This window comes from Ancylobacter mangrovi, assembly GCF_024752355.1.
GTDB classification, from domain to species: domain Bacteria; phylum Pseudomonadota; class Alphaproteobacteria; order Rhizobiales; family Xanthobacteraceae; genus Ancylobacter; species Ancylobacter mangrovi.
The window spans coordinates 600,977-613,560 of record NZ_JANTHZ010000001.1; the positions used below are offsets into that span (position 1 = coordinate 600,977).

The 12,584-nt window shown below is 69.1% G+C and carries 12 protein-coding genes; 11 read left to right on the forward strand and 1 reads right to left on the reverse strand.

Annotation, left to right across the window (positions count from 1 at the left end; all coding sequences use genetic code 11):
• The first annotated feature begins 124 nt into the window (after positions 1-124).
• From NVS89_RS02845 to rpsU, 11 genes are all read left to right on the forward strand, one after another.
• A complete protein-coding gene (locus NVS89_RS02845) occupies positions 125-1,474 on the forward strand; it encodes an ABC transporter substrate-binding protein (protein WP_258730969.1) in 1,350 nt (449 codons plus the stop codon).
• Between the two features lie 114 nt (positions 1,475-1,588).
• On the forward strand, positions 1,589-2,143 hold the full coding sequence (locus tag NVS89_RS02850; protein WP_258730970.1) for an SIS domain-containing protein: 555 nt from the start codon (positions 1,589-1,591) through the stop codon (positions 2,141-2,143).
• An 83-nt stretch (positions 2,144-2,226) separates the two neighbouring features.
• Positions 2,227-3,129 carry a carbohydrate ABC transporter permease gene (locus NVS89_RS02855; RefSeq protein WP_258730971.1) on the forward strand — a complete coding sequence of 301 codons (903 nt, stop codon included), beginning with the start codon at positions 2,227-2,229 and terminating at the stop codon, positions 3,127-3,129.
• Complete coding sequence (locus tag NVS89_RS02860) at positions 3,129-3,947, forward strand: carbohydrate ABC transporter permease (protein WP_258730972.1); 819 nt, start codon at positions 3,129-3,131, stop codon at positions 3,945-3,947. The genes NVS89_RS02855 and NVS89_RS02860 overlap by 1 nt, the downstream gene beginning before the upstream one ends.
• Complete coding sequence (locus tag NVS89_RS02865; protein WP_258730973.1) at positions 3,944-4,870, forward strand: sugar phosphate isomerase/epimerase family protein; 927 nt, start codon at positions 3,944-3,946, stop codon at positions 4,868-4,870. Before NVS89_RS02860 ends, NVS89_RS02865 begins: the two co-directional genes overlap by 4 nt.
• 13 nt (positions 4,871-4,883) lie before the next feature.
• Positions 4,884-5,855 (forward strand): sugar-binding transcriptional regulator, encoded by a 972-nt coding sequence (locus NVS89_RS02870; protein ID WP_258730974.1) that lies wholly within the window; start codon positions 4,884-4,886, stop codon positions 5,853-5,855.
• Between the two features lie 51 nt (positions 5,856-5,906).
• On the forward strand, positions 5,907-6,989 hold the full coding sequence (locus NVS89_RS02875) for an ABC transporter ATP-binding protein (protein WP_258730975.1): 1,083 nt from the start codon (positions 5,907-5,909) through the stop codon (positions 6,987-6,989).
• A gap of 39 nt (positions 6,990-7,028) precedes the next feature.
• Positions 7,029-8,066: an NAD(P)-dependent alcohol dehydrogenase gene (locus NVS89_RS02880; protein ID WP_258731510.1), complete on the forward strand. Its 1,038-nt coding sequence runs from the start codon at positions 7,029-7,031 to the stop codon at positions 8,064-8,066.
• Positions 8,067-8,154: 88 nt separating this feature from the next.
• A complete protein-coding gene (locus NVS89_RS02885; RefSeq protein ID WP_258730976.1) occupies positions 8,155-8,883 on the forward strand; it encodes an SDR family oxidoreductase in 729 nt (242 codons plus the stop codon).
• Positions 8,884-8,886: 3 nt separating this feature from the next.
• A complete protein-coding gene (locus tag NVS89_RS02890; RefSeq protein ID WP_258730977.1) occupies positions 8,887-10,506 on the forward strand; it encodes an FGGY-family carbohydrate kinase in 1,620 nt (539 codons plus the stop codon).
• 262 nt (positions 10,507-10,768) lie between these two features.
• Positions 10,769-11,062 carry a 30S ribosomal protein S21 gene (rpsU, locus tag NVS89_RS02895; RefSeq protein WP_258731511.1) on the forward strand — a complete coding sequence of 98 codons (294 nt, stop codon included), beginning with the start codon at positions 10,769-10,771 and terminating at the stop codon, positions 11,060-11,062.
• A gap of 169 nt (positions 11,063-11,231) precedes the next feature.
• On the opposite strand, the gene NVS89_RS02900 is transcribed toward rpsU, so the two are convergent.
• Positions 11,232-12,527, reverse strand: coding sequence for an aminotransferase class III-fold pyridoxal phosphate-dependent enzyme (locus tag NVS89_RS02900; protein WP_258730978.1), 1,296 nt, complete (start codon positions 12,525-12,527; stop codon positions 11,232-11,234).
• Positions 12,528-12,584: the final 57 nt, after the last annotated feature.

Sequence of the window (12,584 nt, forward strand, 5' to 3'; positions counted from 1 at the left end):
GGAAAAGCGGAGAAGCGCGGCGGGTCCGCCGCCGCGGCCTCTGCCAACGATGAGAGGCGGCTTGAGCCGTCCGGATGTCGGCCTCGCCCAGAACCGTGGCGCTGCGCCATCTCAGGAGGAAAAAATGAAGCGTGCATTGAGAATCTGCGCCAGCGTCGTGGCCCTGGCGGCCGCGACCGCAACCATGCCGGTCGCCGCCATGGCCGACTGGCTCGAAGACGCCGCCAAGCCGCTGAAGGGTACCGAGATCAACGGCATCTTCCTCGATCGCCCCGGCTACCGCGCCATCATCAAGCTGCTGCCCGAGTTCGAGAAGAAGACCGGTATCAAGGTCAATTACGAGATCGTCCCCTACGAGAACACGCGCGAGAAGGAAGTGCTGAACTTCACCTCGCAGGGTGACCTCACCATGGCGCTGGTCGACCTGGTGTGGATCGGCGAGTTCGCCGAGAACGGCTGGCTGGTGCCGGTCGAGGACCTCGCCAAGGACAAGTCGATCACCGATCCGAACCTCAACCTGAAGGGCTTCTTCCCGCTGCTGCTGGACGCCTTCGGCACCTGGGACGGCAAGGTCTACGGCCTGCCCTTCGACAATTATTCCGGCCTGTTGTTCTACAACAAGTGCATGCTCAAGGACGCGGGCTTCGACAAGCCGCCGGCGACCTGGGACGAGGTGATGAACGTCTACGGGCCCAAGCTCACCGACGCCTCCAAGAACCAGTATGCCTACGCCCTGCAGTCGCGCCGCGGCGAGACCCAGTCGGCCGACAGCTTCATGCGCTTCCTGTGGCCGTTCGGCGGCTCGCTGCTGAACGCCGAGTTCAAGTCCAACCTGATGAGCCCGGAGAGCCAGAAGGGCCTCCAGTTCCGTCAGGACCTGATGAAGTACATGCCGCCGGGCGACGTCAGCTTCGACCATGCCGAGGCGGTCAATGCGCTGGCGCAGGGCCAGGTGGCGATGATCACCGAGTGGTCGGCCTTCTACCCGACACTGGCCGACCCGAAGACCTCCAAGATCGGCGACTGCCTCGCCGTCGCTCCCGAGCCCGCCGGCCCCGCCGGCCGCCTGCCCGCGCTGGGCGGCTTCTCGCTCGCCGTCGCCGCCCAGGCCTCGCCCGAGCAGCAGAAGGCGACCTGGCTGTTCATCCAGTGGGCGACCTCCGAGGACATCGCCAAGGCCTATGTCGACGCCGGCGGCGTGTCGGGCCGCATGGCGGTCTATGACGACCCGGCGATCAAGGAGAAGTACCAGTTCGTCGAGCCGATGGTCGCCTCCTGGCAGTCGGGCGTTCCCGAGTACCGTCCCCGCTTCCCGGCCTGGCCGGCCATCTCCGAGATCATCGCCGAGTGGGGCTCGAAGATGATGCTGGGCGAGGTCAGCGTGGAAGGCGGCTCGAAGGAGATCGGCACCCGGATGGAGGAAGTCCTCCAGAAGGAAGGCTACTACGACGGGAAGAAGAAGCTTCTCCAGTGAGTTGAGCCCGGCGGTGCGCCTGGTTGGCACCGCCGGACTTTGCGGGCGGGCACCGGAACCCCGCAATCCGGTGTCCGCCCTCTTCTTCCCCGAACCGTGCCGGGATCCGACGACATGACCACTCTCCATGGCCAGGCGCTGGACGAGATCCGGGCCTGCCTCGACAAGGTGCGGGGCGAGGAATTCGACGCCGCCGTCGCCGAGATCGCCGGTGCCGGGCGCATCGCGCTCTACGGGGTCGGCCGCGAGGGCCTGCAGATCAAGGGCCTCGCCATGCGCCTGTTCCATCTCGGGCTGAAGGCCGCGGTGGTGGGCGACATGACCACGCCTCCGCTCGGCGCCGGCGACCTGCTCGTCGTCTCCGCCGGGCCGGGCGACTTCTCGACCGTCGCCGCGCTGATGGGCGTGGCGCGGGCCGCCGGGGCGAGGATACTGCTGGTCACCGCCGAGCCCGCGGGAGCGGCTGCCGCGCGCGCCGACCTCGTGCTCGCCGTGCCGGCGCAGACCATGGCGAGCGACCAGGGCGCGGCGGCGCGCTCGGTGCTGCCGATGGGCTCGCTCTACGAGGGCGCGCTGTACGTCCTGTTCGAACTTCTCATACTCAGCCTGCGCGAGCGGCTGGGCGTGTCGCCCGCGCAGATGCGCGCCAACCACACGAATCTGGAGTGAGCCCGACCGGGCCCGTGCCGCTTGCGGCGCCCCTGCCCTCCGGCTCCCGCCAACGCCAGTAGGACGACGCCATGAGAGCCTCCGTGACCCAAGCCCCCGCGAAGCCCAACCGAGGTTACGGCCGCTGGACGCCGCTCTGGTTCCTGGCGCCCTCGGTGATCACGCTGCTGCTGATCGGCATCTACCCGACCCTGTTCGCGCTGGTCACCTCGTTCCGGCGCTACAACATCACCCGCCCGCGCGAGGGCTTCCCCTTCATCGGCTTCGACAATTATGTCGGGGTGCTCACCGACAGCACCTTCTGGTCCTCGCTGTTCCTGACCGCGAAGTTCTACGTCACGGTGCTGCCGATCCAGATCGTGCTCGGCCTCGCCATCGCGCTGCTGCTGCACAAGCCGGGCATGGGGCTGCTGAAGTCGCTGGCCCGCGTCACCCTGGTGGTGCCGCTCGCCACCACCTATGCGGTGGTCGGCCTGATCGGGCGGCTGATCTTCAACCTCGACTTCGGCGTCGCCAACCAGCTTTTCGAGGCGATCGGCATCGGGCGCATCGACTGGCTGAGCTCGCAGACCGGCGCCTTCGCCGCCATCGCCGTCATGGACATCTGGCAGTGGACGCCGTTCTGCGCGCTGATCTTCCTCGCCGGCCTCTCCATGGTGCCCGGCGAGATCGAGGAGGCGGCAAGGCTCGAGACCTCCTCCAAGCTCGCCCTGCTGCGCTACGTCCAGCTTCCCTACCTGCTACCGGGCCTGACCGCGGTCATGATCCTGCGTTCGGCGGACGTGCTGAAGCTGTTCGACATGGTGTTCGTGATGACGCGCGGCGGCCCGGGCTCGGCCACCGACCTGATCTCGATCTACATCCAGCGCGTGGGCTTCCGCATCTTCGATCTCGGCACCGCCTCGGCGCAGGCGATCCTCCTGCTGATCATCACCATCATCATCAGCCGCCTCTACATCCGGCTGTTCTACCGGGAGGTGCACTGATGCGCAGAACGTCCGGCAAGCTGTTCCACGCCCTCGGCCTGACCGCGGTGATCGTGTTCTCGCTGTTCCCGTTCTACTGGATGGTGGCGGCGAGCTTCAAAACCCAGCCCGATATCCTCGCCTCCCCGCCGGTGTGGTTCTTCACCCCGACGCTGCAGAACTACGCCGACATCTTCGCCGACGCGAAGGTGAGCGGGGCGATCGTCAACTCGCTGATCGTGGCGACCTCCTCGACCGTGCTGGCGGTGGCGCTCGGCGCGCCGGCGGCCTTCGCGCTCGCCCGCTACGAGTTCCGCGGCAAGTCCGACCTGTGGTTCTGGTTCATCTCCAACCGCATGATCAGCCCGATCGTGCTGGCGCTGCCGGTGTACCTGCTGGCGATCCAGGTGGGCCTGCTCGACACCCATCTGGTGCTGATCCTGATCTACCTCACCTTCAACCTGCCGATCGTGGTGTGGATCTGCACCGACCAGTTCAAGTCGATCCCGGCCGATCTCGAGCAGGCGGCGCGGCTCGACGGCGCCGACCAGTTCACCATCTTCCGCAAGATCTACCTGCCGCTCGGCGCGCCGGGGATCGCGGTGTCGGCGATCTTCTCCTTCATCTTCTCCTGGAACGAGCTGCTCTACGCGCTGGTGCTGACGCGCCGCAACGTGCAGACCGCGCCGGTCGTCGCCACCAGCTTCATGTCCGGCTACGAGCTGCCCTGGGGCAAGATCATGGCCACCGGCACGGTGATCGTGCTGCCGGTGACGATCTTCGCGCTCATCGTCTCGCGCCACATGGTGCGCGGCCTGACCATGGGAGCGACCAAGTGAGCGCGGGCGGCCCCGACACGCCCGTGCCGATCCCGTTCGGCATCAATCTCGGCTTCTGCGTGAAGCGCTGGGTGACGCCGGAGCTGTGGACGCGGATCGTGCGCGAGCGGCTGGGCTTCGAGCTGGCGCAGTTCTCCTACGACCTCGTCGACCCGATGTGGCCGGACGCCGTGCTCGACCGCCATGCGGAGGCAGTCCGGCGAGAGACGCAGGCGCGCGGGATCACCGTCCACAGCGCCTTCATCGGCCTCGCCCACTACACGTTCAACCAGCTCCTGCATCCCGACCCGGCGGTGCGCGACTATGCCGAGGCGTGGCTCGTGCGCGCCTACCGCTTCGCCGCGATGGCCGGCATTCCGCGGGTCGGCGGCCCGCTCGGCGCCATCGCCGCGCGGCTCGACGGCAGCGAGGCCGAGGCGATCGACGAGACCGACTATGCCGATCTGATCGCGCGCATGCACCGCCTCGCCGAGCGGGCCGCCGCCGAGGGGCTGAGCGAGCTCTACATCGAGCCCACCCCGCTGCGCCGCGAATGGCCGTGGACCATCGCCCAGGCGCGCCGGATGATGGGCGACGTCGCCGGCAGCGCGGTGCCGTGGCGGCTCTGCCCCGACTGGGGGCACGGCACCTTCGAGCCGCTCTACGGGCCCGATCACGGCGAGATGGAGCCCTGGTTCCGCGAGCTGAAGGGCGTCATCACCGCGGTCCACGTCCAACAGACCGACTTCGCGCTCGACCGGCACTGGGACTTCTCCGTGCCGGGCCGGGTCGATCCTGTGGACGTCGCCGCCAGGCTGCGCCGGACCGGCATCGCGCCGGCCCCGGTCTTCCTCGAAGTGTTCTATCCCTTCGAACACGACAGCGGGTCGATCCTGACGGCGCTCGAGACCTCCTCGGCGCTCCTCAGGAAGGCCTTCGCCTGAGGGGAGAGCACGGATGAACGGCGGTACGCGCGAACGCAGGCTCACGGCGGCCCAGGAGATCGAGGCGGCGCAGATCCGCGCCCGCGTCGCCTGGCTCTACTTCGTGGGCGGGCTCACGCAGCAGGACATCGCCGACCAGCTCGGGCTCACGCGGCTGCGCACCAACAAGATCCTCGGCCAGGTGCGCTCCGACGGCTCCGTGTTCATCGACATCCGCCTGCCCATGGCCGACTGCATCGAGGCCGAGGAGAAGCTGCGCCAGCGCTACGGACTTGAGGAGGCGACCGTCGTGCCCGCCCTGTCGGACGAGACCGAGCAGCAGCGCGTCATCGGCGAGGCTGCGGGCGCGATGCTCGACCGCCTGTTCGAGAACGGCATGGGGCTCGGCGTCGGCTGGGGCAAGACGCTGGCGGCCGGGCTGAAGCGCGTCACCGTCCGCCCCATGGCGCAGAGCTGGGTGACCTCGGTGATGGGCGGGCTCACGCGCGGCTCCGGCTCCAGCACCTTCGAGGTCGCCACCGGCTATGCCCGCGCCATCTCGGCCGAGTGCTACTACCTCGCCGCGCCGCTCTATTTCCCGACGGCCGAGAGTCGCACCATGCTGCTCTCCCACCACGGCATCAGCGAGACCATGCGCCGGGCGCGGTCGGTCGACATGGCGCTGCTCTCCTGCGGCGACATGACGACCCGCTCGCTGCTGGTGCAGACCCAGACCGTCTCCGAGAACCTCGACGCGCTGCGCGCGGCCGGGGCGGTCGGGGACCTGCTCGGCGTGTTCCTCGATGCCGAGGGACGGCCGGTCGACCACCCGCTCAACGAGCGCGTGCTCTCGCTGGCACCGCACGAGCTGAACCCGGTGCGCCATTCGATCCTCGCCTCGGGCGGCCTCTACAAGGTGCCGATCGTGCGGGCGATCCTCCGGGCCGGATATGTGAAGCGACTTGTGACCGACGAACGATGCGCCGCCGCGCTGCTGGAAGGCTGACGGACGGCGGCCCGGTCCGCCGGGGCCGGCCCTATCTGGAGTTTTGAACCGATGACTTTCTTGCGACTGGACAACATCAAGAAGACCTATGGTGACGTTCCCGTCATCAAGGGCGTCAGCTTCGCCGCCACCAAGGGCGAGTTCGTCGTTTTCGTCGGTCCGTCCGGCTGCGGCAAGTCCACGCTGCTGCGCATGATCGCGGGCCTCGAGGACGTCAGCTCGGGCCATCTCTACATCGACGAACGCGAGGTCACCTACGAGGAGCCCGCCAAGCGCGAGGTGTCGATGGTGTTCCAGTCGTATGCGCTCTACCCGCATATGAGCGTGTTCGAGAACATGGCGTTCGGCCTGCGCATGGCCAAGCGCCCGGAAGCCGAGATCAAGGCGCAGGTGGCCGAGGCCGCGCGCATCCTGCAGCTCGAGGCGCTTCTGGAGCGCAAGCCGCGCGCCCTCTCCGGCGGCCAGCGCCAGCGCGTCGCCATCGGGCGTTCGATCGTGCGCCACCCCAAGCTGTTCCTGTTCGACGAGCCGCTGTCGAACCTCGACGCCGAGCTGCGCTCGCAGATGCGCGTGGAGATCGCCAAGCTGCACCGCAGCCTCGGCGCCACCATGGTCTATGTGACCCACGACCAGGTGGAGGCGATGACGCTCGCCGACCGCATCGTCGTGCTGCGCGCCGGCCTCGTCGAGCAGATCGGCACGCCGACCGAGCTCTACGACAAGCCCGCCAACACCTTCGTCGCCGGCTTCATCGGCTCGCCGAAGATGAACTTCACCAATGCCCGCGTGGCTTCCGTCTCCGGCAACGGCCTCGTGCTGGAGCACCCGAGCTTCGCCGGCGGCAAGCTTGCGCTCGAGCGCCCCTCCGCGTCGGGCGTGAAGGCGGGCGACACGGTGATCGTCGGCATGCGGCCCGAGCACCTCACCGTCGCCCCGGCCGCGCCGGTGCTGGCGCTGACGCTCGACTTCGCCGAGAGCCTCGGCGGCTCGACCCAGCTCTACGCCAGCGGCGAGGGCGATCCGGTGATCGCGCTCACCTCCGGCCGGCCCGACCTCAAGCCGGGCGATGCCCTCAATCTCGGCATCGACCCTGCGCACATCTATCTCTTCAGCGCCGCCGGCCTCGCTCTCTGAGCCTCGCCGACGACGGCAGTTCAACAGGAAAAGCCCATGGTGCAGGCACTGGTTCTCGAGAAGAAGGGCGAGCTTTCCCTTCGCGACATCGAGCTTCCGCTCGAGGTCGGACCCGACGACGTGAAGATCGCCATCCACACGGTCGGCGTCTGCGGCAGCGACGTCCACTACTACACGCACGGCGCCATCGGCTCCTTCGTGGTGCGCGAGCCCATGGTGCTCGGCCACGAGGCGGCCGGCACGGTGACGGCGGTGGGCGCCCGGGTGAAGAACCTCAAGGTCGGCGACCGGGTCTGCATGGAGCCCGGCGTGCCGAACATGAATTCGCGCGCCACCAAGCTCGGCATCTACAATGTCGACCCGGACGTGCGCTTCTGGGCGACCCCGCCGATCCACGGCGTGCTGACCCCCGAGGTCGTCCACCCCGCCGCCTTCACCTACAAGCTGCCGGACAATGTCAGCTTCGCCGAGGGTGCGATGGTCGAGCCCTTCGCCGTCGGCCTGCAGGCGGCGACGCGCGCGCACATCACGCCGGGCGACGTCGCGGTCGTCATCGGCTGCGGCCCGATCGGCATCATGACGGCGCTGGCCGCGCTCGCGGGCGGCTGCGCGCGGGTCTACATCTCCGATCTGTCGGCGCCGAAGCTCGCCATCGCCGGCCAGTATGCGGGCGTCCACCCGGTCAACATCACCGAGCGCCCGCTCGCCGAGGTGATCGCGCAGGAGACCGAGGGCTGGGGCGCGGACGTGGTGTTCGAGGCCAGCGGCTCGCCGCGCGCCTATGAGGGCATCTTCGACATCGTGCGCCCCGGCGGCACGCTGGTGCTGATCGGCATGCCGGTCGAGCCGACGAAGTTCGACGTCGCGGCGGCGATCATCAAGGAAGCGCGGGTCGAGACCGTGTTCCGCTATGCCAACAATTTCGACCGCGCGGTGAACCTCATCGCCTCCGGCAAGGTCGACCTGAAGCCGCTGATCTCCGAGACCTTCGACTTCGCGCGCAGCATCGAGGCGTTCGAGCGCGCGGCCAAGGGCCTGCCGACCGACGTGAAGCTGCAGATCGCCATGCCGGGCTGAGCACCCGCCATCGTGCCGCTCCCGACCCCGGCCCGCCCCGCGCGGGTCGGGGTTCCTCACATTTGCGAACCGGAAAACGAGGACTGACATGGCTAGCAGGCTTCAGGGCAAGGTCGCCGCCATCACCGGCGCGGCGTCGGGCATCGGCCTCGAATGCGCCCGCGCGATGCTCGAGGAAGGGGCGAGCGTCGCCCTCGTCGACCGCGCCGCGGATGCGCTGGAGAGCATCTGCGCCGATCTCGGCCCCAAGGCGGTGCCGGTGGTGGTCGACCTGCTCGACCCGGCGAGCGTCGACACCATGCTGCCGCAGATTCTCGATGCGTGCGGCCGGCTCGACATCTTTCACGCCAATGCCGGCGCCTATATCGGCGGCGACGTGGTGGAGGGCGACCCCGACGTGTGGGACCGCGTGCTCAACCTCAACGTCAACGCCGCCTTCCGCACCGTGCACGCGGTGCTGCCGCACATGGTGGAGCGCGGCTCCGGTGACGTGATCTTTACCTCCTCGGTGGCGGGCGTCGTGCCGGTGGTCTGGGAGCCGGTCTACACCGCCTCGAAATTCGCCGTGCAGGCCTTTGTCCACACCGTTCGCCGGCAGGTGGCCAAGCACGGCGTGCGCGTCGGCGCGGTGCTTCCCGGCCCCGTCGTCACCGCGCTGATCAAGGACTGGCCGCAGGCCAAGCTTGAGGAAGCCCTTGCGTCAGGGGCGCTGATGGAAGCAAAGGAGGTGGCGGATTGCGTCGTCTTCATGCTGACGCGTCCGCGCAACGTCACGATACGCGATCTGGTGATCCTGCCGAACGGGACGGACCTGTAGACCATGAGTGGATGCTTCGCGGGAATCGACGTCGGCACGGGAAGCGTGCGCGCCGGCATCTTCGATGGCGAGGGCCGGCAGCTCGCCGTCGCCAAGCGCGACATCCGCATCTGGAAGGAGGCGGGCGACGTCATCGAGCAGTCGAGCGACGACATCTGGGCCTGCGTGTGCGCCTGCGTGAAGGAGGCCGTCGGCAATGCCGGCATCGCCCCCGGGGCGATCGAGGGCATCGGCTTCGACGCGACCTGCTCGCTGGTGGTGCTCGGCCCCGGCGGGCGCCCGCTGCCGGTCGGCCGCCATGGCGACCCCGAGCGCAACGTCATCGTGTGGATGGACCACCGCGCCACCGGGCAGGCGGACCGGATCAACGCCCTCGGCAGCCCGGTGCTCGACTATGTCGGCGGCACCATATCGCCGGAGATGGAGACGCCCAAGCTGCTCTGGCTCAGCGAGGAGCTGCCCGACAGCTTCGCCGGCGCCTGGCAGTTCCTGGACCTCGCCGACTTCCTCACCTGGAAGGCGAGCGGGAGCCTCGCGCGCTCGGTCTGCACGGTCACCTGCAAATGGACCTATCTCGCCCATGAGCAGCGCTGGGACGAGGGCTATTTCCGCCGCATCGGCCTCGGCCCGCTGGCCGATGAGGGCTTCACCCGCATCGGCACCGAGATCGTCGCGCCCGGCTCGCCGCTCGGCAGCGGGCTGACGCCAGCGGCGGCCGCCGAGCTCGGCCTCTCCCCCGGAACCGCGGTCGCGGCAGGGCTGATCGATGCCCATGCGGGCGGCATCGGCACGGTCGGCGCGCGCGGCGGCGAGGATGGCGTGCTGAACCGCATGGCCTATGTGTTCGGCACCTCCGCCTGCACCCTCCTCACCACCACGGAGCCCGCCTTCGTGCCGGGCGTGTGGGGGCCCTATTTCTCCGCCATGGTCCCGAACTTCTGGCTGAACGAGGGCGGCCAGTCGGCGGCCGGCGCGGCGATCGACCGGCTCGTGCGCCTGCACCCGGCCGCGCCCCAGGCGCGCGAGCAGGCCCGCGCTGCGGACCAGAATCTCAGCGTCTGGCTCGCCGGGCAGGCCGAGGCCGCCGGCGGCGCGCAGGCGATCGGCGAGCTCGTCGGCACGCTGCATGTGGTGCCGGAATTCCTCGGCAACCGCGCCCCCTTCGCCGACCATCTCGCGCGCGGCATCATCGCCGGGCTCGGCATGGACGAGGGGCTCGACAGCCTCACCGGGCTCTACATGGCCGGGCTCGCGGGCATCGGCTACGGCCTGCGCCAGATCCTCAACGCGCAGGCGGCGAAGGGCGCGAAGACCGACACCGTTCTCGTCTCCGGCGGCGCCGGGCAGAGCCCGCTGGTGCGGCAGGTGCTGGCGGACGCGGCCAATGTGAAGATCGCCGCGGTGAGCGCTCCCGAGCCGGTGCTGCTCGGCTCGGCCATACTCGGCGCGGTGGCCGCCGGGCGCCATGACAGCTTCGACTCGGCGATGGCCTCCATGTCGCGGATCGAGGTCATCTATGGGCCGAGCGCCGTCACCCGCGACTGGCACGAGCGCCGCTTCCACGCCTTCGAGACGCTACAGGCGGCCTATCGCAGCGTTCGCGAGCAGGTCACGGCCTCCTGAAGGCGCGGCGGGCCGCGGCCTGTGGACAACGCGCTGCGCGTAAAACGCCAAGACTAGGTGAGTATTCGCGTACGCGATGAAGACGATCCCGGATTTTCCGCGCGCGCTCCGATCGGCCCCTGCCATTCGGATGGACGTCGCGAAACGGCGCCGTGTCTTCCAATTCGCGCCCGTTCCCTTATATGAAGGCGCATGCCGGCCAATCCCGGTCGACATCTTGAAGGCGCAGCCGGCTCGCCGGCCGCATGTGATTGGATACGAATTGCAGGTTCTCGTTCGCGATAATAACGTCGACCAAGCTCTGCGAGTGCTGAAGAAGAAGATGCAGCGTGAGGGCGTGTTCCGGGAGATGAAGGCCCGCCGCGCCTATGAGAAGCCGTCCGAGCGGCGCAACCGCGAGGAAGCCGAGGCTGTTCGCCGGGCGCGCAAGGCCGCGCGCAAGCAGGCGATCCGCGACGGTCTCATCGCCGGCCCGAAGAAGAAGCCCGCTCCCGCGCGCCATGCGCCCCGGCCGGGCCAGTCCGCGCCGTTCGCCTCGACGGACGCTGCCAAGTAAGCCGGACGCAGCCAGGCAGGCTCGCTCACGCAGGCCGGACGCCCCGGACCGATCCGGGCGCTCCCCCTGCCTGAGACCGGCGTTGCCCGGGATCTGAGCGACGGCGCATCCGCGCCGCCTGCTCGGTGCGGGCCGTCGCAGCCCCTCCCCTTCCCCCGCAGAAACGTCCTTACGCCGACAGCGCCGCCGCGCGCTCCAGGCGCTCGCGTACCGCCGGCCGCTCCAGCGGCAGGTGCTTGAGGTCCTGCGCCTTCAGCGCCGCGAAGGCGCCATCCGTCGCCTCCAGCGTTGCCGCCACGTCGGCCTCGCTCAGCGCCGCGTTGATGAACATGTTGTGGTAGGGGTGCAGGTAGATGCCGCGCCGTACCGCCGCCGCGGTCCAGAAATAGCCGAGCCGCATTTCCGGATCGTCCTCGAACAGGATCTGCGGCATCTGCACCGGCCCGGTCTGGCGCAGCGCGAAGCCGTGATCGGCCGCCTGTCGGGCCAGCCCTTCGCGCAGCAGCGTGCCGGTGCGCGTGATGCGCTCCAGATAGTCGCTCTCGCGGACGATCTTCAGCGTGGCGATCGCCGCCGCCATCGGCACGGCGGAGAACCAGAACGAGCCGGTGACGAACACGCTGCCCGCCGCCTTGCGCAGATGCTCGCCGCCCACCAGCGCGGAGATCGGCTGGCCGTTGCCGATCACCTTGCCGCAGGAGGACAGGTCCGGCGCCACGCCCAGCGCCGCCCAGGCATGGTCGCGCGACAGGCGGAAGCTTGTGCGCACCTCGTCAAGCACCAGCATCGCCCCCTCCGCATCGCACAGCCGGCGCGCCTCGCGCGCGAAGGTGGCGTCGGGCTGCGCCTGATCGCGGAAGGTCTCGTGCCGGAACGGGGTCGCGAACACCGCGGCGACGTCGCCGGCGTGCTCCTTCATCGCGTCGGCGAGGCTCTGCGGGTCCTGGTCGCGGTAATAGGCGATATGGGCGCGGTCGTCGGAGAGGATGCCCGCCGGCCCCGGCGAGCACCAGGGCGCGGCACCGTGATAGACGCCCCGGCCCACCAGGATCTTGCGCTTGCCGGTGTGCGCCCGGGCGACCACCGTCGCCATCGAGGTGGCGTCGGTGCCGTTCTTGCAGAACATCGCCCATTCGGCGTGGCCGAGCATGCCAACCAGGACCTCGGCGAGCGTCACCATGATCTCCGAGGGGCCGGTCAGCGTGTCGCCAAGCTCCATCTGGGCGCGCGCGGCCGCGTCGACGGCGGCGTGGCGATAGCCCAGAAGATTGGGGCCATAGGCGCACATATAGTCGATATATTCATTATCATCGGCGTCCCACAGCCGGGTGCCGTCGGCGCGCCGGAAGAACTGCGGAAAATCGGCCGGCAGGAGAGCGGTGGATTCGTGCCCGTACATGCCGCCGGGAATGACTTTTGCAGCCCGTTCCTTGAGTTCGGCGTTACGCGAATTGGTCCAGCTCATCGATGGGATTCCGGGGATTCATGGCGGCAACCCCGCCCTTCCGCTTCGGAAACGAGG

Coding starts and splice junctions, on each gene's coding strand:
- NVS89_RS02845 (WP_258730969.1), top strand. CDS start 125: ATGAAGCGTGCATTGAGAATCTGCGCCAGCGTCGTGGCCCTGGCGGCC.
- NVS89_RS02850 (WP_258730970.1), top strand. CDS start 1,589: ATGACCACTCTCCATGGCCAGGCGCTGGACGAGATCCGGGCCTGCCTC.
- NVS89_RS02860 (WP_258730972.1), top strand. CDS start 3,129: ATGCGCAGAACGTCCGGCAAGCTGTTCCACGCCCTCGGCCTGACCGCG.
- NVS89_RS02870 (WP_258730974.1), top strand. CDS start 4,884: ATGAACGGCGGTACGCGCGAACGCAGGCTCACGGCGGCCCAGGAGATC.
- NVS89_RS02875 (WP_258730975.1), top strand. CDS start 5,907: ATGACTTTCTTGCGACTGGACAACATCAAGAAGACCTATGGTGACGTT.
- NVS89_RS02885 (WP_258730976.1), top strand. CDS start 8,155: ATGGCTAGCAGGCTTCAGGGCAAGGTCGCCGCCATCACCGGCGCGGCG.
- NVS89_RS02890 (WP_258730977.1), top strand. CDS start 8,887: ATGAGTGGATGCTTCGCGGGAATCGACGTCGGCACGGGAAGCGTGCGC.
- NVS89_RS02900 (WP_258730978.1), bottom strand. CDS start 12,527: ATGAGCTGGACCAATTCGCGTAACGCCGAACTCAAGGAACGGGCTGCA.